Here is a 26,163-nt window from a genome sequence, read left to right as displayed (position 1 = left end):
GGAACGGCCCGTCGTGTGCCGTGACTAGTGCCCCAACAGGCGACGTTCGCCCCGTCGCGACGCCCGGCACGCACTCTCGCCGCACCGGGCACAAACCCGAGTACATCCCGTACGAGGGCGTGCACCCGGCACACCGAGAGCACGCACCGGACGCCGCTCCTCAACGGGCAAACGTCGCCTGCCGGGGCACTACGCCTGTAGAGCCGTGAGGCGGGTGATGGCCTCCTCGGCCGGGAGTTCCTCGCGTTCGCCCGTCCTGCGGTCCTTCAGTTCCAGGACGCCCTCGGCCGAGCGGCGGCCGGCGACCAGGATCTGGGGGACGCCGATGAGTTCGGCGTCGGTGAACTTCACGCCCGGGGAGACCCCGGCGCGGTCGTCGACCAGGACACGCAGTCCGGCGGCGCGCAGCTTCTCGGAGACCTCCAGGGCGAGTTCGGTCTGGAGGGCCTTGCCGGCGGCGACCACGTGGACGTCGGCCGGGGCGACCTCGCGGGGCCACACCAGACCCTTCTCGTCGGCGGTCTGCTCGGCGAGGGCGGCGACCGCGCGGGAGACGCCGATGCCGTAGGAGCCCATGGTCACGCGGACCGGCTTGCCGTTCTGACCGAGGACGTCGAGCTTGAGGGCGTCGGCGTACTTGCGGCCGAGCTGGAAGATGTGGCCGATCTCGATGGCGCGGTCGAGCTTGAGGCCGGTGCCGCACTTGGGGCAGGGGTCGCCCTCCTGGACCACGACGGCGTCGAGGTACTCGTCGACCTCGAAGTCCCGGCCCGCCACGACGTTCTTGGCGTGCAGGTCCGGCTTGTTGGCGCCGGTGATCCACGCGGTGCCGGGCGCCACGCGCGGGTCGGCGAGGTAGCGGACCTTCTCCAGGCCCTGCGGGCCGACGTAGCCGCGCACCAGGTCCGGACGGGTCGCGAAGTCCTCCTCGGTGACCATCTCGACGCCGGCCGGCGCGAAGTGCGCCTCGACCTTGTCCATGTCGACCTCGCGGTCACCGGGCACGCCGATCGCGACGATCTCGCCGCCGACCTTGACGAGGAGGTTCTTCAGGGTGGCGGAGGCCGGTACGCCGAGGGAGGCGGCCAGGGTCTCGATGGTGGGGGTGTCCGGGGTCGGGATCTCCTCGGCGGCGGGCACGGCGGAGCCGTCGACCGGCTGAAGGGTGTAGCCGACGGCCTCGGTGTTGGCGGCGAAGTCGCAGTTGGGGCAGTCCGCGAAGGTGTCCTCGCCGGCCTCGGCCGGGGCGAGGAACTCCTCGGACTTGGAGCCGCCCATGGCGCCGGCGGTCGCGGCGCAGATGCGGTAGTCGAGGCCGAGCCGGTCGAAGACGCGCCGGTACGCCTCGCGGTGCAGGGCGTAGGAGCGGGCGAGGCCGTCGTCGTCCAGGTCGAAGGAGTACGAGTCCTTCATCAGGAACTCGCGACCGCGCAGGATGCCGGCACGCGGGCGGGCCTCGTCGCGGTACTTGTTCTGGATCTGGTAGAGGACGACGGGCAGGTCCTTGTACGAGGTCGCCTGGTCCTTCACCAGCAGGGTGAAGATCTCCTCGTGGGTCGGGCCGAGCAGGTAGTCGCCGCCCTTGCGGTCCTTGAGGCGGAACAGCTCGGGGCCGTACTCCTCCCAGCGGCCCGTGGCCTCGTACGGCTCCCGCGGCAGCAGGGCGGGGAGCAGCACCTCCTGGGCGCCGATCGCGTCCATCTCCTCGCGGACGATGCGCTCGACGTTGACGAGGACCCGGCGGCCGAGCGGCAGCCAGCTCCACACACCGGCGGCGGTGCGGCGCACGTAGCCGGCGCGGACGAGCAGCTTGTGGCTGAGGACCTCGGCGTCGGCCGGGTCGTCACGCAACGTCTTGGCCATCAACTGGGACATGCGCTGGACCGGTGCGTTCGCCATGTTTCTCGTACTCCTGCTGCTGGGGGTCCCCCGCTCCTGCGAAGCCGAGAGTGGAGGAGATGATGGCAGGAGGTTAACCGGGGCCGCTGGCCCGGTGGAAATCGGTTATCGGCGGCGCAGCGGGAGGGGGGCTCCCATCACGGCGTACGGCTTCGGCGCGCTGGGGAAGTGGACCCGGCGGGCGAGGTCCTGGTAGCCGAGGGAGCGGTACAGGCCGCGGGCGGGGCTGTCGGTGTCGATGGCGGAGAGGATCGAGCGGGGTTCGGCGGCGCCGTCGGTGATGCCGGTGATCAGGGCGCGGCCGATGCCGCGGTTCTGGTGGTCCGGGTGGACGTGCAGTTCGGTGATCACGAAGGAGTCGTCGAGCCAGGCGTCGGTTCCTTCGGCGCGGAGGTAGGGCTCCACGACGGTGGACCACCAGTGGGTGCGGTCGTTGGGCATGCCGTACACGAATCCGACGAGGCGGCGTCCGACGCTCGCGCCGAGGGCCCGCGCGCCCGGGTAGGTCATGTGACGGACCACGATCTGGCGGCGGACCGCGACCTCGTCGGGGCCCAGACCGAAGGCTATCGCCTGGACGGCCAGTGCCTCGTCTACGTGGGCGGACAGGTCGAGGGGGCCGATGACGAGGTCCATGGCGGGAGCTTACAGGGGGGTGCGTGGTGTGTACGGTGCCTGTCGGGGCGCTAGAACAGGACGCTCATGAACGCGCCGACCTCGTGGAAGCCCACGCGCTGGTACGTCCGTCTCGCCGGGGTGTTGAAGTCGTTGACGTAGAGGCTGACCTGGGGGGCCACGTCGGCGAGGGCGTAGCGCAGGACGGCTGCCATGCCGGGGGCGGCCAGTCCCCTGCCCCGGTACTCGGGGGCCACCCAGACGCCCTGGATCTGGCAGGCATGGGCGGTCGCGGCGCCGATCTCGGCCTTGAAGACGACGTTGCCGTGCTCGTCCGTGCGCGCGAACGAGCGTCCTGAGCCCACGAGTTCGGCCACCCGGGCCTGGTAGAGCAGTCCGCCGTCGCCGGCCAGCGGGGAGACGCCGACCTCCTCGGTGAACATGGCCACGCACGCCGGCATGATCGTCTCCATCTCGTCCTTGCGGATGCGGCGGACGTACGGATCGGGGGCGATGTCGGCGGGCATGCGGTCGGTGACCATGAGCGGCTGGTGGCGGCGGACCTCGCGGGCCGGGCCCCAGTGCGGTTCGAGGAGCCGCCACAGCTGGGCGGTGGCGTCGGCGGGACCGACGATCGAGGAGCAGCGGCGGCCCGCCCGGCGGGCGCGGTCGGCGAAGGCGCGTACGGCGCGGGGGGTGGCGCAGATGGGGACCAGGTTGGCGCCCGCGTAGCAGAGGGACGTCAGCATGCCGTCCTCGTACCAGCCCCACATCTCGCCGCCGAGGCGCCACGGGTCGAGACCGGCGATCCGCACACGGGACGTCACGAAGGCGTTCGCGACGGGCTCGCGGTCGAGGACCGCGAGCGCGGCGTCCAGGTCGCTCGGGTCGAGCACCCGTGAGGTGGTCTGGGTCAACACGTACGGGGCCTCACGCTGGGGGTTCTGCTGATCCCCGCACTATAGCTGCGCTGCTTTGGCCTGGCGCCCCCGAGCTCGGGACTTGCGGTCTCCGGGCGGGTGCGGGCCGTTTGTGGCTGGTCGCTCCGCCCCCGCCCCCTGGCTTCAGTTCGTTACCGAGATCGAGGGTTCGCCCGACGGGAGGCCGGCCTGTTCCATCTGTTCGGCCAGCTTCATGGCCTCTTCGATGAGGGTTTCCACGATCTTGGACTCGGGGACGGTCTTGATGACCTCGCCCTTGACGAAGATCTGGCCCTTGCCGTTGCCGGAGGCGACACCGAGGTCGGCCTCGCGGGCCTCGCCGGGGCCGTTGACCACACAGCCCATGACGGCGACGCGCAGCGGGACCTCCATGCCGGTCAGGCCGGCGGTGACCTCTTCGGCCAGCTTGTAGACGTCGACCTGGGCGCGGCCGCAGGAGGGGCAGGAGACGATCTCCAGTCCGCGTTCCTTGAGGTTCAGGGACTCCAGGATCTGGAGGCCGACCTTGACCTCCTCGGCGGGCGGGGCCGAGAGGGAGACGCGGATGGTGTCGCCGATGCCCTGGCTGAGGAGGGCGCCGAAGGCGACGGCCGACTTGATGGTGCCCTGGAAGGCGGGGCCGGCCTCGGTGACACCGAGGTGGAGGGGGTAGTCGCACTGGGCGGCGAGCTGGCGGTACGCCTCGATCATCACGACCGGGTCGTTGTGCTTGACCGAGATCTTGATGTCGTGGAAGTCGTGCTCCTCGAAGAGGGACGCCTCCCACAGGGCGCTCTCGACCAGCGCCTCGGGGGTGGCCTTACCGTACTTCTGGAGCAGACGGCGGTCCAGCGAACCGGCGTTGACGCCGATGCGGATGGGAGTGCCGTGGTCCTTGGCGGCCTGGGCGATCTCCCTGACCTTGTCGTCGAACTGCTTGATGTTGCCCGGGTTGACGCGGACGGCGGCGCAGCCGGCCTCGATGGCGGCGAAGACGTACTTGGGCTGGAAGTGGATGTCCGCGATGACGGGGATCTGCGACTTCCGGGCGATGGTGGCGAGGGCGTCGGCGTCGTCCTGCGTGGGGCAGGCGACGCGGACGATCTGGCAGCCGGAGGCGGTCAGCTCGGCGATCTGCTGGAGGGTGGCGCCGATGTCGGAGGTGCGGGTCGTGGTCATCGACTGGACCGAGACGGGTGCGTCTCCGCCGACCGCCACTGATCCGACCTGGATCTGGCGGCTCTTCCGGCGCTCGGCGAGCTTGGTCGGAACGGACGGCATGCCGAGAGAAATCGCAGTCATCTGCTGTGCAACCCCAAGTCGTGGATTCAGGATCCGGTCCCGGAAACGGCGGGCTCCAGGCTTCGAGATTACGGCACCGGCCGGGGCGCGAGCACATCCCACCCGGCGGACCACCCGGGGGGAGGCGGTCCGGGACGCAGTGTCCCGGACCGCCGTGAACAACGCGTGGCTACGAGATTTTGACGGGGTTGACCACGTCCGCGATGAGGACGAGCACGGTGAAGCAGATGAAGATCCCCGCCACCACGTAGGCGACCGGCATCAGCTTCGCCACGTCGAACGGACCGGGGTCCGGGCGGCGCAGCACCCGGGCCAGGTTGCGGCGCAACGCCTCCCACAGGGCGCCCGCGATGTGCCCGCCGTCGAGCGGGAGCAGCGGGAGCATGTTGAACAGGAAGAGGGAGAGGTTGAAGCCGGCCACCAGCATCAGGGCCATGCCGAGCTGCTGGGTGGGCGGGATGTCGAGGGTGAAGATCTCACCGCCGACCCGGGCCGCGCCGACCACGCCCATGGGTGAGTCGGGCTGGCGGGGCGCCCCGTCGAAGGCCGCGTTCCACAGGGCGGGGATCTTGGCAGGCAGGCTCGCGATGGAGTCGACGGCCTCGCCGAGCCGGTCGCCCATCCAGGTCACGGAGTCGCCGAAGTCCTGGCGGACGACGCCGGTGGCTGCGCTGAAGCCGAGGAAGCCTGCGGTGACGAACCGGCCCTCGACGATCTGGCCGCTGGAGTCCTTCTCGGCGACCTTGTTGGTGGCGATCTGCGCGTGCAGGGTCACCTCCTGGCCCTTGCGGTCGACGACGATGGCGACGTCCTTGCCGGGGGTGGCGCGGATCAGGTCGGAGAGCTGGTTCCAGCTGGTGGTCCGCGTCCCGTCGAAGGAGACGATCCGGTCGCCGGGCTTGAGGCCCGCGGCGGCGGCCGGGGCGGCCTTGTCGGTGCCGCGGCAGGTGTCGCGGTTCTCGCTCTGGGAGATCACGCACTTCGACACCGAGCTGACCGTGGTGGTCTGCTGGGTGATGCCGAAGCCCATGAGGACGGTGAGGAAGAGGCCGACCGCGAGGATCAGGTTCATGAAGGGGCCCGCGAACATCACGATGACCCGCTTCCAGGGCTTGCGGGTGTAGAAGAGGCGGGTCTCGTCGCCGGGCTTCAGCTCCTCGAAGGCGGCCGAGCGGGCGTCCTCGATCATGCTGCGCCAGGGCGAGGTGGAGCGCGCGGTGATCCGTCCGTCCTCGCCCGGCGGGAACATGCCGATCATGCGGATGTAGCCGCCGGCCGGGATGGCCTTGATCCCGTACTCCGTCTCGCCCTTCCTGCGTGACCAGACGGTCGGGCCGAAGCCGACCATGTACTGCGGCACGCGGATGCCGAAGAGCTTGGCGGTGGACAGGTGTCCCAGCTCGTGCCAGGCGATCGACACCAGCAGGCCGATCACGAAGACGACTATGCCGAGGATCATCATCAGGGCTGTCATGCACGGGCCTCCGCGGTCGCCGTCTGTGCCGTCAGTTCCCGGGCCCGGGCCCGGGCCCAGGTCTCCGCTTCGAGGACGTCCGACACGGTGAGCGAAGTTCCCGTGGGGGGCGTGCCGTGCTCCTCGACCACCCGTGTGACGGTCTCCATGATCCCGTTGAAGGGCAGGGCACCGTTACGGAACGCCTCGACGCACTCCTCGTTGGCGGCATTGAACACCGCCGGGGCCGTACCGGCGAGCCGGCCGACGTGCCTGGCGAGGTTCACCGAGGGGAACGCTTCGTTGTCCAGGGGGAAGAACTCCCAGGTGGACGCCTTGCTCCAGTCGAAGGCGGGCGCCGCGTCCGGTACCCGTTCGGGCCAGCCGAGACCGATGGCGATCGGCCCCCGCATGTCGGGGGGCGTCGCCTGGGCGAGCGTGGAGCCGTCGGTGAACTCAACCATCGAGTGAACATACGACTGGGGGTGGACGACCACCTCAATGCGATCGAAGGGAATGTCGTAGAGCAGGTGCGCCTCGATGACCTCCAGGCCCTTGTTGACGAGGGTCGCGGAGTTGATCGTGATGACCGGACCCATGGCCCAGGTGGGGTGGGCGAGGGCGTCCTCGACGGTGACGTGCGCCAGCTCGGCCCTGGTCCGGCCGCGGAAGGGGCCGCCGGAGGCGGTGACGACGAGCTTGCGGACGTCGGCGCGGGTGCCGGCCGCCAGCGCCTGGAAGAGGGCGGCGTGCTCGGAGTCGACGGGGATGATCTGCCCCGGCTTGGCGAGCGCCTTGACCAGCGGGCCGCCGACGATGAGCGACTCCTTGTTGGCGAGCGCGAGCGTGCGGCCCGCCTCCAGGGCGGCGAGGGTGGGCGCGAGGCCGATGGAGCCGGTGATCCCGTTGAGGACGGTGTGGCAGTCGGAGGCGGCGAGCCGGGTGGCCGCGTCGGGTCCGGCGAGGATCTCGGGCAGCGGCTCCCCGGGGCCGTACTCGGCGGCCAGGGCCTCGCGCAGCGCCGGTACGGCGTCCTCGCGGGCGACGGCGACGGTCCGTGCCCGCAGTCGGCGGGCCTGCTCGGCGAGGAGGGCGACGCGTCCGCCGTTGGCGGACAGGGCGGTGACCCGGAAGCGGTCGGGGTTGCGCAGCACGAGGTCGATGGCCTGGGTGCCGATGGACCCGGTGGAGCCGAGGATCACCACGTCCTTCGGGCCGTCGCCGGCGAGGGGGTCGTAGACGAGGTGGGGGTCGGCGAGGGGTGCTGGACTGTCGCTCATCCCTCCATTGTTGCGGCAAGCGCGGCCGGGCCGGACAGCGCGTCCCCCGGGCGGGTGGCGGGCCGGGGGACGCGGGCGCGGGGTTACCTGATCGGGCGGCGCAGGTTGGTCCGTTCGCTGGGGCCCGGGGTCGCGTCGGCGATCCAGGGGCCTTCGCCCGAGGGGTCGACGACGCCCTGCTCCAGCCACTCGTAGACGCCGCCGAGGACGCCCTTGACGACCTTGCGGTCCAGGTCGTCGGTGTTGTTCCACAGGCGTGAGAAGAGTTCGTCGACGCGGATGCGGGCCTGGTGGCAGAAGGCGTCGGCGAGCTGGTAGGCCTCGCGGCCGTTGCCGCCCCTGGCGCGCAGCAGCTCGGCCCGTACGCAGGCGGCGCTCATGGCGAAGAGTTCGGCGCCGATGTCGACGATCCGGCCGAGGAAGCCCTGCTTGGTCTCCATGCGGCCCTGCCAGCGGGACATGGCGTAGAAGGTGGAGCGGGCGAGCTTGCGGGCGTGCCGCTCGACGTAGCGCAGGTGTGGGGAGAGGTCCACCTCGTGCTTGAACTCGGCGTAGGAGGCGGGGAGTTGTCCGGGTCCGGCGACGAGTTTGGGGAGCCACTTGGCGTAGAAAACCCCGGCGCCCGCGCCGGCCCGTGCCTTGTCGGACAGGGACTTCTCGGGGTCGATGAGGTCGCCGGCGACCGACAGGTGGGCGTCGACGGCCTCGCGGGCGATGAGGAGGTGCATGATCTCGGTCGAGCCCTCGAAGATCCGGTTGATGCGCAGGTCGCGCAGGATCTGCTCGGCGGGGACGGCGCGTTCGCCGCGGGCGGCGAGGGAGTCGGCCGTCTCGAAGCCGCGGCCGCCGCGGATCTGGACGAGTTCGTCGGCCATCCGCCAGGCCGCCTCGGAGCCGTACAGCTTGGCGAGGGCGGCCTCGATGCGGATGTCGTTGCGGTTCTCGTCGGCCATCTGGGAGGACAGGTCGAGCACGGCCTCCAGGGCGAAGGTGGTGGCGGCGATGTAGCTGATCTTCGAGCCGACGGCCTCGTGCAGTGCGACCGGCCTGCCCCACTGCTCGCGGGCGGCCGACCACTCGCGGGCGATCTTCAGGCACCACTTGCCGGCGCCGACGCACATCGCGGGCAGCGACAGCCGGCCGGTGTTGAGGGTGGTGAGGGCGATCTTCAGTCCCGCGCCCTCGGGGCCGATGCGGTGGGCGACGGGGACGCGGACCCGGTGGAAGCGGGTGACGCCGTTCTCGATGCCGCGCAGGCCCATGAAGGCGTTGCGGTTCTCGACGGTGATGCCCTCGGAGCCGGCCTCGACGACGAACGCGGTGATGCCGCCGCGGTGGCCCTCGGACGCCGGTACCCGTGCCATGACGACGAGCAGGTCGGCGACGACACCGTTGGTGGTCCACAGCTTCACGCCGTCGAGGACGTAGTCGTCGCCGTCGGGGACGGCGGTGGTGGCGAGGCGGGCGGGGTCGGAGCCGACGTCGGGCTCGGTGAGCAGGAAGGCGGAGATGTCGGTGCGGGCGCAGCGGGGCAGGAAGGTGTCCTTCTGCTCCTGGGTGCCGAACAGCTTGAGCGGCTGGGGTACGCCGATGGACTGATGGGCCGACAGGAGGGCGCCGAGCGCGGGGCTCGCGGAGCCGACGAGGGCGAGGGCCTTGTTGTAGTACACCTGAGTGAGGCCGAGGCCGCCGTACTTGGTGTCGATCTTCATGCCGAGGGCGCCGAGTTCCTTGAGCCCGTCCACGACCTCGTCCGGGATGCGGGCGTCGCGCTCGATGGCGGCGGAGTCGACGCGGGTCTCGCAGAAGTCGCGGAGCTTGGTGAGGAATTCCTCGCCGCGCCGGACGTCGTCCTCGGCGGGCAGCGGGTGCGGGTGGATCAGGTCGAGGCGGAAGCGGCCGAGGAAGAGTTCCTTGGCGAAGCTGGGCTTGTGCCAGTCCTGTTCCCGGGCGGCCTCCGCCACCTGCCGGGCCTCGCGCTCGGTGACCGTGCGTCGTCGGGTTGGAGCGGACATGGTGCTCACCTCGCCACGAAGAGGGATGAGTGGGACCGTTTGTTGTCGCCAGTGCTACTGCTACCCGAATCGCGGCGATGTCACCAGGCGGGCCGGGCCGTTCGGCCGAGCGGCCCGGGAGACGGCGGAGGGGCCCGCCGCCGGGTTCCTTCCGGCGGCGGGCCCCTCGGGGCGGGTGAGCGGGCCCTAGAGGGCGAGGTCGGTGAGGACCAGGACGCGCTCGTAGGTGTAGTCCTCCATGGCGTAGCGGACGCCCTCGCGGCCGACGCCGGACTGCTTGGCGCCGCCGTACGGCATCTGGTCGGCGCGGTAGGAGGGCACGTCGCCGATGACCACGCCGCCGACCTCCAGCGCGCGGTGGGCGCGGAAGGCGGCCTGGATGTCGTGGGTGAACACCCCTGCCTGGAGGCCGTACTTGGAGGAGTTGACGGAGGCGAAGGCCGCGGCCTCGCCGTCCACCTTCTGCACGGTCAGCACCGGTCCGAAGACCTCCTCGCAGGCGAGGGTCGCGGTGGCGGGCACGTCCACGAGCACGGTCGGCGTGTAGGAGGCGCCGTCGCGCTTGCCGCCCGCCAGCAGCGTGGCGCCCGCGGCGACGGCCTCGTCGACCCAGGACTCCACGCGCTTGGCGGCGTCCTCGCTCACCAGCGGGCCGACGTCCGTGCTGTCGTCGGCGGGGTCGCCGGTGACCTGGGCCTCGACGGCGGCGACGATGCGCGGCAGCAGCCGGTCGTACACGGCCGCGTCGACGATGACGCGCTGCACGGAGATGCAGGACTGGCCGCCCTGGTAGTTGGAGAAGGTCGCGATGCGGCCGGCGGCCCAGTCGAGGTCGGCGTCGTCGGCGTAGTCGCCGAGCACGACGGCTGCGCCGTTGCCGCCCAGCTCCAGGGTGCAGTGCTTGCGCGGCACCGAGTCCATGATCGCGTAGCCGACCTTCTCGGACCCGGTGAAGGAGATCACCGGCAGGCGCTCGTCCTGGACGAGGGCGGGCATGCGGTCGTTGGCGACCGGGAGGATGCTCCAGGCACCGGCCGGCAGCTCGGTCTCGGCGAGCAGGTCGCCGATGACCAGGCCGGACAGCGGGGTGGCCGGGGCGGGCTTGAGGACGATCGGGACGCCGGCGGCGATCGCCGGGGCGATCTTGTGGGCGCACAGGTTCAGCGGGAAGTTGAACGGGGCGATGCCGAGCACGGCGCCCTTGGGGAAGCGCCGGGTCAGGGCGAGCCGTCCCCGGCCGCCGGGGTCGGTGTCGAGCCGCTGGGCCTCGCCGCCGTTGAAGCGGCGGGCCTCCTCGGCGGCGAGCCGGAACACGGAGACGGCGCGGCCGACCTCACCGCGCGCCCACTTCATCGGCTTGCCGTTCTCGTCGCAGATCAGCCGGGCGATCTCCTCGGCGCGCTCGGCGAGGCGGCGGCTGACATGGTCGAGGGCGGCGGCCCGGACGTGGGCCGGGGTGGCGGCGAAGTCGTCCCGCACGGCGTGGGCGGCGGCGACGGCCTCCTCGACCTGGGCGTCGGTCGGCACGCTCACCGTGCCGACGAGCCGGCCGTCCCACGGGGAGGTGACGTCGAAGGTGTCCTCGCCGGTGACCTGGCGGCCGGCGAGCCAGAAGGCGTGGGTGGAGGTCATGGGCGGGTCCCGGCCCTTCGTCGGAGGTGTGCGTGGTGTGCGTGGTCCACGGTAGGTCCGGGCCGGGCGGGGGTCGTTTGTCCGAGCCGTAGTAGTCGCGTCCTGCGGTACGACGCTTTGTCGTACGACGTGGTCCCGCGACCGTGTCCTGCGGGCTGACCGGCGGGCTGACCGGCGGACCTACTCGGGTGCGGTCGCCTTGAGGGCCAGCCACAGCTCCATGCGCACGTCGGGGTCGTCCAGGGAGCGGCCGAGGATCTCCTCGACGCGACGCATCCGGTAGCGCAGGGTGTGGCGGTGGACGCCCAGGTCGGCGGCGGCCGCGTCCCACTGGCCGTGGCGGGAGAGCCAGGCGCGCAGCGAGGCGACGAGGTCGCCGCGGCCCGTGGCGTCGTGTTCGCGCAGGGCCCGCAGCAGTCCGTCCGCGAACGCCTTGACCGCGTCGTCGGCGAGCAGGGGCAGCACGGAGCCCGACGCGAGCTGGTCGTGCTCGACGAGGACCCGGCCGCGCCTGCGGGCCACCGACAGGGCCTGTTCGGCCTGTTTGTAGGCGGCGGAGGCGGCGATGGGTCCGGCGGGCGCCGAGAGGCCGACGACGAGTTCGTCCTCGTCCGCCGTGCCCCGCTCGGGCAGGGAGCGGGCGGCCTCCAGGGCGGCGGTGTACTCCGCGCAGGCGGCGACCGCGGCGCCCCCGTCGGCGGCCAGCACCACGAGACGTTCCCCGTCGGGCACCACGAGCACGGCCTCGCCCGAGCGGGCGGCCGCGGACTCCACGGTCTCCGCGAGCCCGCCGAGCGGGTCGCCGCCCGCGTCGGCGGCGGCGAGGGCGGCGGCGCTCGGCCTGACCGGTGCCGCGCCGGTGTGCGCCCGCGCGGCCGACGCGGCCACGGACTCGGCGACGATCATCCGGAAGGGCGCGTCGAGGAGCGAGCCGTACAGGTCGCCCGCGACGGCCCGCGCGTGGTCCGGCTCCGCGGCGAGCAGCATGCCCAGGACGGCGGCGCCGATCCGCTGCTCGGCCGCGTGCAGGGAGCGGGAGCGTTCGGTGGTGAGGGTGAGCAGGGCGATCGCGGAGTGGACGGCGTAGCGCTCGGCGGTGCCGGGGGCGGCCGCGGTGCCGACGGCGAGGGCGGCGCGGGGGCGGCGGCCGGTGCCGAGGGAGTGCAGTTCGACGCGGTCCTCGTGCTCGGGGCCGCCGACCACGGAGGAGGCGGGCGCGGGCCGGTCGCGCAGCCGTTCCACGTCGGCGGTGAGCCGTGCGGCCCTGCGGCCCGCCCACTCGGGCGCGGCGGCGACGACGGCGCCCGAGGCGTCGTACAGCGCGGCCCAGCCGTCGACCTGGGCGGCGAGGGCGGTGAGCAGTCCCTCGGGACCGGCGCCCAGGGCTTGCCGGGTCAGCTCGCGCTGGGCGGCGAAGCCCGCGGTCACGGCGCGGTACTGGTCGGCGGCGATCGCGGCGGACACGGCCTTGCTGATGGCGAGGAAGGGGGTGCGGCGCGGCACTTCGAGTAGCGGCAGCCCCTCCTGCCCGGCCGCGTCGACGAGCGCCCCCGGGACCTCGTCGTAGTTGACGCCGACGGCGAACCCCAGCCCGACCACTCCGGCGCCGACCAGCCGCTTCACATAGCGGGCCATGGCCTCCGGGTCCTCCGCGTCCAGTGTGAGCGCGGTGATCAGGAGCAGTTCCCCGCCCTCCATGTACGGCACGGGGTCGGCCAGCTCGCTGACGTGTGCCCAGCGCACGGGCACGTCGAGGTGGTCCTCGCCCGCGCGCACGGTGAGCTTGAGCGCGGAGTGGTGGACGAGCGAGGACAGCGTCGGGGGCATGGGGCCTTCAGGTCTGAGGAGATCGGGTGATCGTTGTGATCTTTTGGCCGCTTCGTATGAACAGCCTATGTCGATTCTGCCTCACCGTACCGGTCGGCGGGTGGCCCGGCGGCCGACCCCGTGCCCCCCTCAGCGCGTCAGGTCCACCAGCAGGGGCGGAGCGTGCTCTCCCTGCACGGTCGTCAGGGACAGCACCGCGTGCCCCGGCGGCACCCCGTGCGCCAGCTCGGACGCCGACCACCGCTCCCGCTCCACCTGCCGAACGGTCACGGCCTCCGTTGTGACCGCCTTTCCCGTCACCAGCTTGCGCAGGGCGTGGATCGCGCGGGTCATCGGCTGGTCCGCGAAGACGGTGTGCCGGGCCACGTCCCGCGCCTCCACCCACTGCGTGCCCCAGGCACTCGCGAAGCGGCTGCCGTCCCACGTGGTCACGCCGGAGAACGCCATACGGCAGCCGACCGCGCCGTACAGCGGCCCGTGCAGGGCCTCGGGAACGTCCCCGACCGTAGGCAGGCTCAGCACGACACCCGCATTGCGAGAGCGCAGGCGCTGGATGCGGCGAACGGACTCGGTCGTGACCGCCCCCGTGGCGTCGTCCAGGACGAGGCAGGCGAAGTGAGCCCGTTCGCCGTCTCCGGTGACGGCTCCGAACTGGGCCAGCAACAGCCTGGTCAGCAGCCTGGACGCCTCCTCGTGTCCGCGCTGGGGCAGGTCGATACGGACACGCAGCGGATGGTGGGCGACGGCGCGCAGCGAGAACGCGCGGGTGCCGCCGTCGCTCGCGTCGAAGAAGTCGGCGAAAACCGGCCGGTCCAGCAGGGAGAGCCGATCCGCGAGAGCCGGCCCGGGATCGCCCGCACCGCCCGACTGCCGGACGCGCGCATCGAGTTCGCGGCGCATCACGGCATGTTCCTCGCCGGCGAGCGCAGCGCGCAGCGCGGTCAACGCCGACGGCTCTGCCTCCAGGAGTTCCCGCAGGACGGGCAGGTTCGGGAAGTGGCCGTGAGCCGCCCGGTAGGGGCCGAGGAGTTGGGCGAGCGCGGTGGCCGTGCGCTGCCCGTTCACCGTGCTGAGATCGCCCACCAGCCCCTCCGCCATGAAGGCGGCCACCTCGTCGGGGTCGTCCGAGCCGGCATACACATCGAGATCGTGCAGAGAGGCGGCGTCTCCCAGGCGCACGACGACGTCGTATGCGGAGTCGGGACCGAGCGGGGTCCCGGCGGCGCAGACCACAACGACGGCGCAGTTGCCGGTGAGCGCCTGCAGTCCGAGGGACTCGACGACGGGACGGATCAGATGACGTGTCTTGCCGGAGCCGGACGGGCCCACGACGAGCAGTGACGTGCCGAGGGTGTCCGGCCCGAGGGCCGCCCCGGCACCACCGTAGGCAAGAGGGGTACGGTCTCCCGCCACCCAGCGTCCGATGCGGACCTGGTCGGCAAGCAGGTCATGTCTGGCGGCCCGGCCGGGCAGGTCACGGTCGCCGGACGGGTGGGTCCACGCCGCCGCGCGCTCCCGCAGCACCGTCTCCGCGAACGATGTGAGCCGTGCCCGGCTGCGGGCCACGCTCCACATATGACCGATCCGCGCACAGTCCACATCGTTCATGCGGCCCGCGAGCACTTCGGCGGCGAGTACGTCGGCGGCCTGATGCAGCCCGGCCTCCCGCAGTTCCGGCCACTGCGACGGCGGCAGGCCGCCCGCAGGCCGGGAGTCCGGCTCTGCCTTTGCCCGGGCACGCGCGGCAAGCCCCTGTTTCGCGTACGACCACCAGCCGCCGATTCGGGCGAACGGCCACACCACCAACAGGGTGATCAGCGTGTACAGCGCATCGGTGAAGAGTTGCGAGGTGAAGATCTCGTAGCTGCCGGTGATCAGCACGCTGAGCGAGAGCAGAGGGTCGACGACGGGCACCGGGGCCCAGCCGGCGCCGGGGAAGGCGGACGGGAAGACGAGGCTCAACGCGACCAGGGCGCCCAGGACGGCCAGCAGAGCACGAGCGGGCTGGGGCCTGCGGGCCATGAGATGACGGGCTACGGCGAACCAGCCGCCCAGCCGGATCACGGCGAGGACGAGCACGGCGAAGAAGATCCCGCTGTACACCACCAGGGCCTCCTGGCCCGGGTACTCCACCGGCTGCCCCTCATGTTGCCGAGGTGCGACGAGTGTGCCACCCCACCACCAGTTGTCCGGAGTGAAGAACCGCAGGACCGCGAACTGGTACGGGATGGCCCCGCGCTGCCAGAGGCTCCACACCACGAAAGCCACGCCGAGAGGAATCAGCATGCCGATGACGGTCACCGGCGCGAGCCTCTCCCCCGCGCGCGCTGCCTTCGGCAACTGGTAGCCGTACCGCCAGATGCCGGGCTCGGCGATCGGGCGCGGCTCGTCGAGCCACTCGGCAACGGGCGAACGGGGAAGCGGAGTAGGCGCGGCCGTGGTCGGCATGGTGTCCGGCGCGCGGGAAGGCCGCGGCGGAACGACCGACCCCCCGCGCGGCGTCGCCGGCGGGTCCTGTGGTGCCGCCGGACGGGGCACCGGGTTCGCATGCGTGCCCCGCGCGTCCTGCGTCCCGTCGCTGTCCATCGCCCTTGCCCCCTGACCAGCCGCTCCGTCCACCATCAGCAAGTCAATCTAACGTGCCCACAAAGGGAGTTCACCGCTCACACGGCCAGGAAAACGGACCAGGGACCTCCAGATCGGCGGAAACCCGATCGCCCTGCCTATGTCCACCGCGGACAACCGCACCCCGCGGACAACGCCCACATGGAGCATGCCCGCACCCCGCCGGGGGGCCTAGCCTGCGAGAAAAGAAGACACGTGCCCGCAAGACCCCCCAGGAGCCCCTCATGACCGCACTTCCGCAGGAGCGCCGCGTCGTCACCGCCATTCCCGGTCCGAAGTCGCAGGAGCTGCAGGCCCGCCGTACCGCGGCGGTCGCGCAGGGCGTGGGCTCCGTGCTGCCCGTCTTCACCGTGCGCGCGGGCGGCGGTGTCATCGAGGACGTGGACGGCAACCGGCTGATCGACTTCGGCTCGGGCATCGCCGTGACGAGCGTCGGCGCGTCCGCCGAGGCCGTGGTGCGCCGCGCCTCCGCGCAGCTCGCCGACTTCACCCACACCTGTTTCATGGTCACCCCGTACGAGGGGTACGTGGAGGTCGCCGAGGCGCTCGCCGAGCTGACGCCGGGCGACCACGCGAAGAAGTCCGCGCTGTTCAACTCGGGCGCCGAGGCCGTGGAGAACGCGGTGAAGATCGCGCGTGCGTACACCAAGCGGCAGGCCGTCGTCGTCTTCGACCACGGCTACCACGGCCGTACGAACCTCACGATGGCGCTGACCGCGAAGAACATGCCGTACAAGCACGGCTTCGGTCCGTTCGCGCCCGAGGTGTACCGGGTGCCGGTCGCCTACGCCTACCGCTGGCCGACCGGCCCGGACAACGCCGGCCCGGAGGCCGCCGCGCAGGCCATCGACCAGATCACCAAGCAGGTCGGCCCGGACAACGTGGCCGCCGTCATCATCGAGCCGGTGCTCGGCGAGGGCGGCTTCATCGAGCCGGCCAAGGGCTTCCTGCCGGCGATCCGGCAGTTCGCCGCCGACAACGGCATCGTCTTCGTCGCCGACGAGATCCAGTCCGGCTTCTGCCGCACCGGCCAGTGGTTCGCCTGTGAGGACGAGGGGATCGTCCCGGACCTGATCACCACCGCCAAGGGCATCGCGGGCGGTCTGCCGCTGGCCGCCGTCACCGGCCGCGCCGAGATCATGGACGCCGCGCACTCCGGCGGTCTGGGCGGCACCTACGGCGGCAACCCGGTGGCCTGCGCCGGTGCGCTCGGCGCCATCGAGACGATGAAGGAGCTGGACCTCAACGCGCGGGCGAAGAACATCGAGGCGGTCATGAAGGGCCGGCTGACGGCCATGGCCGAGAAGTTCGACGTCATCGGTGACGTCCGGGGCCGCGGCGCCATGATCGCCATCGAGCTGGTCAAGGACCGGACGACCAAGGAGCCGAACCCGGAGGCGACGGCCGCGCTGGCCAAGGCGTGCCACCAGCAGGGCCTGCTGGTCCTGACCTGCGGCACGTACGGCAATGTGCTGCGCTTCCTGCCGCCCCTCGTCATCGGTGACGACCTGCTGAACGAGGGCCTCGACATCATCGAGCAGGCGTTCGCGGGCGTCTGACCACCTGTCCTGTACGCCTCGGGTGACGTCGTTGTCAGGGCGTGTGAAGAAGGTGTGCGAGGTGGATGGCGGGTTGCCGTTCCGACTGTCTTGGAGCGATCCGCTCCCGTAGGTTCTACCCAGATGAGAGATACACCCCGCCCACAGGGGACTGTGGGCGACCCCAGGCCGGGGCCTCCCCAGCTTCGACCTGGTCGTGCCCTCGCGCACACCACCGGTGCCTCCGGCTCCGGATCTCCTCACCGATCGGGCCGTCGCTCGCCCCAAACCCCCCGGGGCGCGCGACAATCCGATCCGGTCGGCCGTCTCGGAACTACCCCCCCTGTTCCGGGGCGGCCGACCTCCTTCCTTCTCCTGGGTCTCCCGGCCCTCCTGTTCGTGCTGATCACCTGGCAGGTCGTGGCCGACGGTCCGCTGGTGCGCATGGACGAACGGCTGAGCCGGGGCCTCCTCCACCCGGACCGCCTCGGCGAACTGCTCTCCGACCTCGGCAACGCCCAGGTCGCGGTCCCCGTCCTTGTCCTCGCGCTCGTGCACGTCTCCGTGCGGGGGCGTCGTGGTGGCGTGGAGCGGTGGTGGGCCCCTCCCCTCTCGGCGGCCGTTCTGATGGCGCTGGTCCCGGTGCTCGTGATGCCCCTCAAGGAGTGGGTGGCCCGTCCGGGCACACCCGCCGTGCCGCCCGCCGTCGGGTACTACCCCTCCGGGCACACGGCCACGGCGGCCGTCGCGTACGGCGCGGCGACGCTGGTCCTCCTCCCCTGGCTGCGCACCGCGCGGGCCCGCCGCGGTCTGGTCGCGGTCTGCTGCGTCGTCGTCCTCGGTGTCGGGTACGGGCTCGTGCGCCGCGGCTACCACTGGCCGGCGGACGTGCTGGCCAGTGGCTGCCTGTGCGCGGTGCTGCTGACGCTGCTGTCCCTCGTGATCAGCCGAAGTACGCGTCGAAGGTCCGCTGGAACTCCCAGTTCGAGAACCGGTCCCAGTTGACCGACCACGTCATCAGGCCGCGCAGCGCGGGCCAGGTGCCGTGGGTGGTGTACGCGCCGCAGTTCGTCTTCTTCGTCAGGCAGTCCAGGGTCTTGGTGACCTCGGACGGCGGGACGTAACCGTTGCCCGCGTTGGTGGAGGCGGGCATGCCGATGGCGATCTGGTCGGGGCGCAGCGGCGGGAAGACGTTGTTGGCGTTGCCCGCGACCGGGAAGCCGGTGAGCAGCATGTCGGTCATGGCGATGTGGAAGTCGGCGCCGCCCATGGAGTGGTACTGGTTGTCCAGGCCCATGATCGGGCCGGAGTTGTAGTCCTGGACGTGCAGCAGGGTGAGCGAGTCGCGCAGGGCGTAGATCACCGGGAGGTAGGCGCCGCAGCGCGGGTCCTGCCCGCCGAACGGGCCGGTGCCGTAGAACTGGTAGCCCATCTGCACGAAGAAGGTCTCCGGGGCCATGGAGAGCACGAACTTGGCCCCGTACTTGGCCTTCAGGGTCTTCAGGGCCGAGATCAGGTTGACGACGACCGGGGTCGTGGGGTTCTTGAAGTCGGTGTCGTTGGCGTTGAGGGACAGGGAGTGGCCCTCGAAGTCGATGTCGAGCCCGTCGAGCCCGTAGGTGTCGATGATGTTCGACACGGAGGAGACGAAGGTGTCGCGGGCGGCCGTGGTGGTGAGCTGGACCTGGCCGTTGGCCCCGCCGATGGAGATGAGGACCTTCTTGCCCGCGGCCTGCTTGGCCTTGATCGCCGCCTTGAAGTCGGCGTCGGACTCGACGCCGGGGCACTCGGAGGCCGGGCAGCGGTTGAAGCGGATGTCACCGGAGGTGGCCGAGGTCGGCTCGCCGAAGGCCAGGTCGATGACGTCCCAGCTCGCGGGGACGTCGGCCAGGCGGGTGTAGCCGGAGCCGTTGGCGAAGGTGGTGTGGAGGTAGCCGACGAGGGCGTGGGCCGGCAGGTCGGAGGAACCGCCGCCTCCCCCGCCGCCGGTGCCCGCGGAGGTGGTCGCGGTGACGGTCGCGGACCGCGCGGACTCGCCCGCGGTGTTGGTGGCGGTGACCTGGAAGGCGTACGCGGTGGCGGCGGACAGTCCGGTGACCGTGGCCGAGGTGCCGGTCGTGGTCGTCACCCGGGTGCCGTCGCGGTAGACGGCGTAGCCGGTGGCGCCGGGGACGGCGGTCCAGGACAGGGCGACGCTGGACGAGGTGACGGTGCCCGCCCTGAGGCCGGTGGGGGCGGCGGGCGGCTGGGCGGTGTCGCCGCCGGGGCCGATCAGGCTGATGTCGTCGGCGTTGTAGGCGCCGGTGCCGTACCAGCCGTGGGTGTAGACGGTGACCCTGGTGGTGGACGGGCCGGTGCGGAAGGTGGTGGTGAGCTGCTGCCAGGCGGGCGCGGACTGGGTCCAGGTGGAGACGTCGGTGGTGCCGGTGCCGCTCGCGCCGAGGTAGACGTAGGAGCCGCGGACGTAGCCGGACAGGGCGTACTGGGAGTCCGGCTTCACGGTCACGGTCTGCGCGCACTGGGCGTTGTCGCTGCCCGCCGGGGTCGCCTGGAGGGCCGAACCGCCACCGTGCACGGGTGAGGTGACGGTCGTGCCGCTGCCCGCGGTGCAGCTCCAGCCGTCGAGGCCGGACTCGAAGCCGCCGTTGCGGGCGAGGTCCGCGTCGGCCGCGCGGGCGGCCGACGAGAGGGCGGTGATGCCGGGCAGGGCCAGCAGTGCGGCCGTGAGCGCGGCGAGGAGGGATCTGGTGCCTGGTCTCCTGCGTTCCACGAGTGCCTCCGGGCATGGGGGATTTGGAGGGTGGAGCGCGCTCAACTTGGTCCAGACCAATCCTGTTGTCAAGACCTCCGGCGGTGTCCGGGCCCGCCGGGGCCGCTACCCGTCGCCCTCCGTGGCCAGCCCCGCCGCCGCCTCGTGCATCGCGAGTTCGAGCAGGGCCGGGTCGGTGAGGGTGCCGGCGCCGTCCGGCTCAACCAGCCAGCGCACACCGCGTGTCGACCGGCCGGGGTACGGCACGACGATCCAGGTGCCGCGCCCCACCGTGCGGATGCCGGTGCCCAGCCAGCGGGACGCGGTGCCCGGGGGCACGAAGAAGCCCACCCGGTCGTCCCCGAAGTCGACCAGCACGGGGCCGGGTTGATCGAGGACCCGGGTGAGCACGTCCAGCGTCGGATAGCCGAGGTCGCCCGGCAGGATCAGGACGTCCCAGGCCCGGCCCGCGGGCAGCAGCGCGACCCCGTGCGGGCTGCGCTCCCACTCCCACCGGCACGCCTCGGGATCCGGTGCGACGGATGCCAGCCACTCGACCGCCGTCTTCGCCCCAGCCATGAAAACCTCCCTGTCGACCATGAACGCACTCGCGTCACACGGGGAGAGGGGGCGCCGGACCGGGCATTACGCGGGTTCCACGACCGTGTGCGGTGACCTGGGTCACACTCGCTTCCCGAGGGTTCAGCTGTCGAAGCCCAGACCGAGCCGGTCCATCGTCCTCAGCCAGAGGTTGCGGCGTCCCGCGTGGGCGTCGGCCCGCGCCAGGGACCACTTGGTGAGGGCGATGCCCGTCCAGGCGAAGGGCTCCGGCGGGAACGGGAGCGGCTTCTTGCGGACCATCTCCAGTTCCGTGCGCTCGGTGCGCTCGCCGGACAGCAGGTCCAGCATCACGTCGGCGCCGAAGCGGGTGGCGCCCACCCCGAGGCCCGTGTAGCCGGCCGCGTACGCCACCCGGCCCTGGTGGGCGGTGCCGAAGAACGCCGAGAAGCGGGAGCAGGTGTCGATCGCGCCGCCCCACGCGTGGGTGAAGCGGACGCCCTCCAGCTGCGGGAAGCAGGTGAAGAAGTGCCCGGCGAGCTTGGCGTACGTCTCCGGGCGGTCGTCGTACTCCGCGCGCACCCGCCCGCCGTAGGGATAGATCGCGTCGTAACCGCCCCACAGGACCCGGTTGTCGGCGGAGAGGCGAAAGTAGTGGAACTGGTTCGCCGAGTCGCCGAGGCCCTGGCGGCCCCGCCAGCCGACCGACGCGAGCTGCTCCGCGGTCAGCGGCTCGGTCATCAGGGCGTAGTCGTAGACCGGCACGGTGTACGCGCGCACGCGCCGGACCAGGTTCGGGAAGATGTTCGTGCCGAGCGCGACCTGCCGGGCCCGGACCGCCCCGTAGGGAGTGCGTACCTCCATGCCGGCGCCGTACGGCTTCAGGGTCAGCGCCGGTGTGTGCTCGTGGATCCGCACGCCCAGCGCGAGACAGGCCCGCCGCAGGCCCCAGGCCAGCTTCGCCGGGTGGACCAGGGCGACGCCCCGGCGGTCCCACAGCCCCGCCTCGAAGGTCGGCGAGTCGACCTGTTCCCGGACCGCGTCGGCGTCCAGGAAGTCGATGCCGTCCGCGAGACCCCGGTCCTGCAACTCCCGGTGCCAGTCGCGCAGTTCCCACGCCTGGTACGTCTCGGTCGCGACGTCGATCTCGCCCGTCCGCTCGAAGTCGCAGTCCAGGGAGTGGCGGGCGACCGCCTTCTCGATCTCGTCGAGGTTGCGCGCGCCCAGCTCCTGGAGCCGGTGGATCTCGTCCGGCCACCGGGTCAGCCCGTTGGGCAGCCCGTGGGTGAGGGAGGCGGCGCAGAAGCCGCCGTTGCGGCCCGAGGCGGCCCAGCCCACCTCACGGCCCTCCAGCAGCACCACGTCCCGCCCGGGGTCGCGCTCCTTCGCGTTGAGCGCCGTCCACAGCCCGCTGTATCCGCCGCCGACGACCAGCAGGTCACAGCTCTCGGTGCGGGTGAGGGCGGGCTCGGGACGGGGCCTGCCGGGGTCCTCCAGCCAGTACGGGACCGGCTGCGCCTCGGAAAGGGATCGGGTCCAATCGCCGTTTCGGCTCATGGCGCTCGGGGCCATGATGTCAACTCCCTACAGAGCGGTCATGCCCTTTGTCTGCTGCGGCGGTTTCCGACGGCCATGGACGCCAGGACGAACAGTACGGCGACGAGGAACATGGCCGTGCCGATGACATTGATCTGGACGGGCGTTCCGCGCTGCGCCGAACCCCACACGAACATGGGGAAGGTGACGGTGGAGCCCGCGTTGAAATTGGTGATGATGAAGTCGTCGAAGGAGAGCGCGAAGGACAGCAGCGCGCCCGCGGCGATCCCGGGTGCCGCGATGGGCAGGGTGACGCGCAGGAACGTCTGCGCCGGCCCGGCGTAGAGGTCCCGCGCCGCCTCCTCCAGACGGGGGTCCATCGACATCACGCGGGCCTTGACCGCGGTGACGACGAAGCTCAGGCAGAACATGATGTGGGCGATCAGGATGGTCCAGAAGCCCAGCTGGGCGCCCAGGTTGAGGAACAGGGTGAGCAGCGAGGCGGCCATGACGACCTCGGGCATCGCCATGGGCAGGAAGATCAGCGAGTTGACGGCGCCCCGCGCGCGGAAGCGGTAGCGCACGAGCGCGAAGGCGATCATCGTGCCGAGCACGGTGGCGCCGACCGTCGCCCACACGGCGATCTGGAGGCTGAGGGAGAGCGAGCCGCACAGGTCGGCGACGCCGCACGGGTCCTTCCAGGCGTCCGTGGAGAACTGCTGCCACTCGTAGTTGAAGCGCCCCTTCGGCTTGTTGAAGGAGAACACCGTGACGACGACGTTCGGCAGCAGCAGGTATCCGAGCGTCACGAGTCCCGCGATGACGACGAGATGGCGCTTGAGCCAGTTGACGAAGGGCATTTAGACCAGATCCTCCGTCCCGGACCTGCGGATGTAGAAGGTGACCATGAGCAGGATCGCGGCCATGAGAATGAACGAGAGGGCCGCCGCCGTCGGATAGTCGAGAATGCGCAGGAACTGCGTCTGGATGACGTTTCCGATCATGCGGGTGTCGGTGGAGCCGAGGAGTTCGGCGTTGACGTAGTCGCCGGCCGCCGGGATGAACGTCAGCAGCGTCCCGGAGACCACGCCGGGCATGGACAGCGGGAAGGTCACCTTGCGGAAGGTGGTGAACGGCTTGGCGTACAGGTCGCCCGCCGCCTCGTGCAGCCGTCCGTCGATGCGCTCCAGCGAGGTGTAGAGCGGAAGGACCATGAACGGCAGGAAGTTGTACGTCAGTCCGCACACCACCGCGAGCGGGGTGGCGAGCACCCGGTCGCCCGCGGTCCAGCCGAGCCAGTTGGTGACGTCCAGGACGTGCAGCGTGTCGAGGGCGCCGACGACGGGCCCGTTGTCGGCGAGGATCGTCTTCCAGGCCAGCGTGCGGATCAGGAAGCTGGTGAAGAACGGCGCGATCACCAGGACCATGACGAGGTTGCGCCAGCGGCCCGCGCGGAAGGCGATCAGATACGCCAGCGGATAGCCGAGCAGCAGGCACAGCACGGTCGCGGCGGCCGCGTAGGCGACCGAGCGCAGGAACTGCGGCCAGTACTCGCCCAGCGCGTCCCAGTAGGTCGCGAAGTGCCAGGTGACCTTGTAGCCCTGCTCAAGGGAGCCGGTCTGCACGGACGTGGACGCCTGGTAGATCATCGGCAGCGCGAAGAAGACCAGCAGCCACAGGATGCCGGGCAGCAGCAGCCAGTACGGCGTCAGGCGGCCACGCGCGCGGGGCTTCTTCCGCTCCGGCGCCGGCGCGAGGGGCGGCGGCGCCTCGGTGAGGGTCGACATGTCTACGCGGCCTCTTCCTCTGCGGTCCCGACGCCGGCGGTGCCCGTCGTCCCGGCGAGCAGGGACTGCGCCGCGTCGAGCCCGAACGTGTGGGCCGGGCTCCAGTGCAGGACGACCTCGGCGCCGGGCACCAGCCGGGGATCGCGCTCGACGTTCTGCGCGTAGACCTCGAACTCGGGGCAGACGGCGCTGTCGACGACGTACTGCGTGGACACGCCGATGAAGCTGGAGTCGGCGATCTTCCCGGTGATGCGGTTGCGGGCCTCAGGGATCGTGCCCGCGTCGTCGGCGTGGGTGAGGGTGATCTTCTCGGGGCGCACGCCGACCAGCACCTTGCCGCCGGCCGCGGCGGGGGCGGAACAGCGCGCCTCGGGCAGCACCAGCTTGCCGCCGCCGGCCCGTACGACGATCTCCCCGCCGGCCCTGGTGTCGACCTCGGCCTCTATGAGGTTGGAGGTGCCGAGGAAGTTGGCGACGAACGTGGTCCGCGGGTTCTCGTAGAGGTCGGTGGGCGGGCCCAGTTGCTCGACCCGGCCCGCGTTCATCACGGCGACCGTGTCGGCCATGGTCATGGCCTCCTCCTGGTCGTGCGTGACGTGGATGAAGGTGATGCCGACCTCGGTCTGGATGCGCTTGAGCTCCAGCTGCATCTGGCGGCGCAGCTTGAGGTCGAGGGCGCCCAGGGGCTCGTCGAGCAGCAGCACCTTGGGGTGGTTGATCAGGGCGCGGGCGACGGCCACGCGCTGCTGCTGGCCGCCGGAGAGCTGGTGCGGCTTCTTGCGGGCCTGCTCGCCGAGCTGGACCAGGTCGAGCATCTCCTCGACCTGCTTCTTCACCGACTTGATGCCGCGTCGGCGCAGGCCGAAGGCGACGTTCTCGAAGATGTCGAGGTGCGGGAAGAGGGCGTAGGACTGGAAGACGGTGTTCACCGGCCGCTTGTACGGCGGCAGCCGGGTCACGTCCTGGTCGCCGAGGTGCACGGTCCCGGAGGAAGGTTCCTCCAGGCCGGCGATCATGCGCAGGGTGGTGGTCTTGCCGCAGCCGGACGCGCCGAGCAGGGCGAAGAAGGAGCCCTGCGGCACGGTCAGGTCGAGCGGGTGCACGGCGGTGAAGGAGCCGTAGGTCTTGCCGATCCCGGAGAGGCGGACGTCGCCGCTGGTGTCTGTCGTCATCTTCGTCACGCCCCTGTGAGCTTCGCGAACTTCTCTTCGTAGGCCGTCTCTTCCTTCTGGCTCAGTGAGCGGAAGGCGTGGGACTTGGCCTGCATGGCCTTGTCGGGAACGATCAACGGGTTGTTCGCCGCGTCCTTGTCGATCCTGGCGAGGTAGGGCTTCACACCGTCGACCGGGCTCACGTAGTTGATGTACGCGGCGAGCGCGGCGGCCTGCTCGGGCTCGTAGTAGAAGTCGATGAGCCGTTCCGCGTTCGTCTTGTGGCGTGCCTTGTTGGGGATCAGCATGTTGTCGGTCGACGTCATGTAGCCGCTGTCGGGGATGACGAAGTCGACGTCGGGGCTGTCGGCCTTGAGCTGGACGACGTCTCCGGCCCACGCGACGCAGGCGGCGAAGTCGCCCTTGGTCAGGTCGGACGTGTAGTCGTTGCCGGTGAAGCGGCGGATCTGCCCCTTGTCGACGGCCTTCTGGAGGCGGGCGATCACCGCGTCGAAGTCGTCGTCGGTGAACTTCGCCGGGTCCTTGCCCATGTCGAGCAGGGTCATGCCGATGCTGTCGCGCATCTCCGAGAGGAAGCCGACGCGCCCCTTGAGCTTGGGGTTGTCCAGCAGATCGGAGATCGACTTCACCTCGACGCCGTCGAGGGCCTTCTTGTTGTAGGCGATGACGGTCGAGATGCCCTGCCAGGGATAGGAGTAGGCGCGGCCGGGGTCCCAGTCGGGGTTGCGGAACTGGGGCGACAGGTTGGTGAAGGCGTGCGGCAGGTTCGAGGGGTCGAGCTTCTGGACCCAGCCCAGGCGGATCAGCCGGGCGGCCAGCCAGTCGGTGAGGACGACGATGTCGCGGCCGGTGTCCTGGCCCGCGGCGAGCTGCGGCTTGATCTTGCCGAAGAACTCGTTGTTGTCGTTGATGTCCTCGGTGTACTTGACCTTGATGCCGGTGCGCCGGGTGAAGGTCTCCAGCGTCGGGTGGTGCTTGCCGCTGTCGTCGACGTCGATGTACTCGGTCCAGTTGGAGAAGTTGACGGTCTTCTCCTTCGCCGAGTGGTCCTCGGCCGACGTGCCGCCCTGGGTCTTGCCGGCCGCGGGGATCCCGCAGGCGCTCAGCGCCCCGAGGCCGCCGAGGGCGAGCGCGCCGCCCGCGGAGGCGCGCAGCAGGGACCGGCGGGTGAGGGCGGCCCGCCCGTTGCGGAAACTGCGCCGCATGGCGGCCGCTTGGGCCGGTGTCAGGCGGTCGGGCTCGTACTGCTCCATGC

The 26,163-nt window shown here is 71.3% G+C and carries 19 protein-coding genes; 2 read left to right on the top strand and 17 right to left on the bottom strand.

The window, feature by feature from the left end; all coding sequences use genetic code 11:
- Positions 1-189: 189 nt before the first annotated feature.
- From AB0F77_RS19570 to AB0F77_RS19525, 10 genes are all read right to left on the bottom strand, one after another.
- Positions 190-1,899, bottom strand: coding sequence for a proline--tRNA ligase (locus AB0F77_RS19570; RefSeq protein ID WP_361949719.1), 1,710 nt, complete (start codon positions 1,897-1,899; stop codon positions 190-192).
- Positions 1,900-2,004: 105 nt separating this feature from the next.
- Positions 2,005-2,535: a GNAT family N-acetyltransferase gene (locus AB0F77_RS19565; protein WP_361949716.1), complete on the bottom strand. Its 531-nt coding sequence runs from the start codon at positions 2,533-2,535 to the stop codon at positions 2,005-2,007.
- Positions 2,536-2,585: 50 nt separating this feature from the next.
- On the bottom strand, positions 2,586-3,434 hold the full coding sequence (locus tag AB0F77_RS19560; protein WP_361949713.1) for a GNAT family N-acetyltransferase: 849 nt from the start codon (positions 3,432-3,434) through the stop codon (positions 2,586-2,588).
- Positions 3,435-3,578: 144 nt separating this feature from the next.
- On the bottom strand, positions 3,579-4,736 hold the full coding sequence (gene ispG, locus AB0F77_RS19555) for a flavodoxin-dependent (E)-4-hydroxy-3-methylbut-2-enyl-diphosphate synthase (RefSeq protein ID WP_361949710.1): 1,158 nt from the start codon (positions 4,734-4,736) through the stop codon (positions 3,579-3,581).
- A gap of 169 nt (positions 4,737-4,905) precedes the next feature.
- A complete protein-coding gene (locus AB0F77_RS19550; RefSeq protein WP_361949852.1) occupies positions 4,906-6,198 on the bottom strand; it encodes a site-2 protease family protein in 1,293 nt (430 codons plus the stop codon).
- Between the two features lie 8 nt (positions 6,199-6,206).
- Positions 6,207-7,469 (bottom strand): 1-deoxy-D-xylulose-5-phosphate reductoisomerase, encoded by a 1,263-nt coding sequence (gene dxr, locus AB0F77_RS19545; protein WP_361949707.1) that lies wholly within the window; start codon positions 7,467-7,469, stop codon positions 6,207-6,209.
- 83 nt (positions 7,470-7,552) lie between these two features.
- Positions 7,553-9,484 carry an acyl-CoA dehydrogenase family protein gene (locus tag AB0F77_RS19540; RefSeq protein ID WP_361949704.1) on the bottom strand — a complete coding sequence of 644 codons (1,932 nt, stop codon included), beginning with the start codon at positions 9,482-9,484 and terminating at the stop codon, positions 7,553-7,555.
- A 186-nt stretch (positions 9,485-9,670) separates the two neighbouring features.
- A complete protein-coding gene (locus AB0F77_RS19535) occupies positions 9,671-11,116 on the bottom strand; it encodes an aldehyde dehydrogenase family protein (RefSeq protein WP_361949701.1) in 1,446 nt (481 codons plus the stop codon).
- Between the two features lie 180 nt (positions 11,117-11,296).
- The gene (locus tag AB0F77_RS19530) at positions 11,297-12,943 is read right to left on the bottom strand and encodes a PucR family transcriptional regulator (protein ID WP_361949698.1); all 1,647 of its coding nucleotides are present in this window, start codon (positions 12,941-12,943) and stop codon (positions 11,297-11,299) included.
- A 129-nt stretch (positions 12,944-13,072) separates the two neighbouring features.
- The gene (locus tag AB0F77_RS19525) at positions 13,073-15,529 is read right to left on the bottom strand and encodes an ATP/GTP-binding protein (protein ID WP_361949695.1); all 2,457 of its coding nucleotides are present in this window, start codon (positions 15,527-15,529) and stop codon (positions 13,073-13,075) included.
- Between the two features lie 263 nt (positions 15,530-15,792).
- On the opposite strand from AB0F77_RS19525, the gene gabT reads away from it, so the two are divergent.
- Positions 15,793-17,127: a 4-aminobutyrate--2-oxoglutarate transaminase gene (gene gabT / locus AB0F77_RS19520; protein ID WP_361949692.1), complete on the top strand. Its 1,335-nt coding sequence runs from the start codon at positions 15,793-15,795 to the stop codon at positions 17,125-17,127.
- A gap of 153 nt (positions 17,128-17,280) precedes the next feature.
- On the top strand, positions 17,281-18,111 hold the full coding sequence (locus AB0F77_RS19515; RefSeq protein WP_361949689.1) for a phosphatase PAP2 family protein: 831 nt from the start codon (positions 17,281-17,283) through the stop codon (positions 18,109-18,111).
- On the opposite strand, the gene AB0F77_RS19510 is transcribed toward AB0F77_RS19515, so the two are convergent.
- The 7 genes from AB0F77_RS19510 to AB0F77_RS19480 form a co-directional block, all read right to left on the bottom strand.
- Positions 18,050-19,876: a glycoside hydrolase family 18 protein gene (locus tag AB0F77_RS19510; RefSeq protein ID WP_361949686.1), complete on the bottom strand. Its 1,827-nt coding sequence runs from the start codon at positions 19,874-19,876 to the stop codon at positions 18,050-18,052. The genes AB0F77_RS19515 and AB0F77_RS19510 overlap by 62 nt on opposite strands.
- 105 nt (positions 19,877-19,981) lie before the next feature.
- Positions 19,982-20,434 carry a hypothetical protein gene (locus AB0F77_RS19505; protein WP_361949683.1) on the bottom strand — a complete coding sequence of 151 codons (453 nt, stop codon included), beginning with the start codon at positions 20,432-20,434 and terminating at the stop codon, positions 19,982-19,984.
- 123 nt (positions 20,435-20,557) lie between these two features.
- On the bottom strand, positions 20,558-21,985 hold the full coding sequence (locus AB0F77_RS19500; RefSeq protein ID WP_361949680.1) for an FAD-dependent oxidoreductase: 1,428 nt from the start codon (positions 21,983-21,985) through the stop codon (positions 20,558-20,560).
- 23 nt (positions 21,986-22,008) lie between these two features.
- Entirely contained in the window at positions 22,009-22,809 is an 801-nt protein-coding gene (locus tag AB0F77_RS19495; RefSeq protein ID WP_361949677.1) for an ABC transporter permease, read from the bottom strand.
- Complete coding sequence (locus tag AB0F77_RS19490) at positions 22,810-23,736, bottom strand: ABC transporter permease (RefSeq protein WP_361949674.1); 927 nt, start codon at positions 23,734-23,736, stop codon at positions 22,810-22,812.
- 2 nt (positions 23,737-23,738) lie between these two features.
- The gene (locus tag AB0F77_RS19485) at positions 23,739-24,908 is read right to left on the bottom strand and encodes an ABC transporter ATP-binding protein (RefSeq protein ID WP_361949671.1); all 1,170 of its coding nucleotides are present in this window, start codon (positions 24,906-24,908) and stop codon (positions 23,739-23,741) included.
- A gap of 5 nt (positions 24,909-24,913) precedes the next feature.
- Positions 24,914-26,161, bottom strand: coding sequence for a spermidine/putrescine ABC transporter substrate-binding protein (locus AB0F77_RS19480; protein WP_361949667.1), 1,248 nt, complete (start codon positions 26,159-26,161; stop codon positions 24,914-24,916).
- Between the last annotated feature and the right edge of the window lie 2 nt (positions 26,162-26,163).

The sequence above is a fragment of the Streptomyces sp. NPDC026672 genome (assembly GCF_040638185.1).
GTDB lineage: Bacteria > Actinomycetota > Actinomycetes > Streptomycetales > Streptomycetaceae > Streptomyces.
Note: the sequence above shows the minus strand (reverse complement) of the source record. Positions and strands in the feature narration are given on the sequence as shown.

What these genes read in the sequence shown, in the direction of transcription:
- gabT (WP_361949692.1), top strand. Translation starts at nt 15,793, where the DNA reads ATGACCGCACTTCCGCAGGAGCGCCGCGTCGTCACCGCCATTCCCGGT.
- AB0F77_RS19480 (WP_361949667.1), bottom strand. Translation starts at nt 26,161, where the DNA reads ATGGAGCAGTACGAGCCCGACCGCCTGACACCGGCCCAAGCGGCCGCC.
- AB0F77_RS19525 (WP_361949695.1), bottom strand. Translation starts at nt 15,529, where the DNA reads ATGGACAGCGACGGGACGCAGGACGCGCGGGGCACGCATGCGAACCCG.
- AB0F77_RS19565 (WP_361949716.1), bottom strand. Translation starts at nt 2,535, where the DNA reads ATGGACCTCGTCATCGGCCCCCTCGACCTGTCCGCCCACGTAGACGAG.
- AB0F77_RS19495 (WP_361949677.1), bottom strand. Translation starts at nt 22,809, where the DNA reads ATGCCCTTCGTCAACTGGCTCAAGCGCCATCTCGTCGTCATCGCGGGA.
- AB0F77_RS19500 (WP_361949680.1), bottom strand. Translation starts at nt 21,985, where the DNA reads ATGGCCCCGAGCGCCATGAGCCGAAACGGCGATTGGACCCGATCCCTT.
- AB0F77_RS19550 (WP_361949852.1), bottom strand. Translation starts at nt 6,198, where the DNA reads ATGATGATCCTCGGCATAGTCGTCTTCGTGATCGGCCTGCTGGTGTCG.
- AB0F77_RS19485 (WP_361949671.1), bottom strand. Translation starts at nt 24,908, where the DNA reads ATGACGACAGACACCAGCGGCGACGTCCGCCTCTCCGGGATCGGCAAG.
- AB0F77_RS19490 (WP_361949674.1), bottom strand. Translation starts at nt 23,736, where the DNA reads ATGTCGACCCTCACCGAGGCGCCGCCGCCCCTCGCGCCGGCGCCGGAG.
- ispG (WP_361949710.1), bottom strand. Translation starts at nt 4,736, where the DNA reads ATGACTGCGATTTCTCTCGGCATGCCGTCCGTTCCGACCAAGCTCGCC.
- AB0F77_RS19535 (WP_361949701.1), bottom strand. Translation starts at nt 11,116, where the DNA reads ATGACCTCCACCCACGCCTTCTGGCTCGCCGGCCGCCAGGTCACCGGC.
- AB0F77_RS19570 (WP_361949719.1), bottom strand. Translation starts at nt 1,899, where the DNA reads ATGGCGAACGCACCGGTCCAGCGCATGTCCCAGTTGATGGCCAAGACG.
- AB0F77_RS19505 (WP_361949683.1), bottom strand. Translation starts at nt 20,434, where the DNA reads ATGGCTGGGGCGAAGACGGCGGTCGAGTGGCTGGCATCCGTCGCACCG.
- AB0F77_RS19540 (WP_361949704.1), bottom strand. Translation starts at nt 9,484, where the DNA reads ATGTCCGCTCCAACCCGACGACGCACGGTCACCGAGCGCGAGGCCCGG.
- dxr (WP_361949707.1), bottom strand. Translation starts at nt 7,469, where the DNA reads ATGAGCGACAGTCCAGCACCCCTCGCCGACCCCCACCTCGTCTACGAC.
- AB0F77_RS19530 (WP_361949698.1), bottom strand. Translation starts at nt 12,943, where the DNA reads ATGCCCCCGACGCTGTCCTCGCTCGTCCACCACTCCGCGCTCAAGCTC.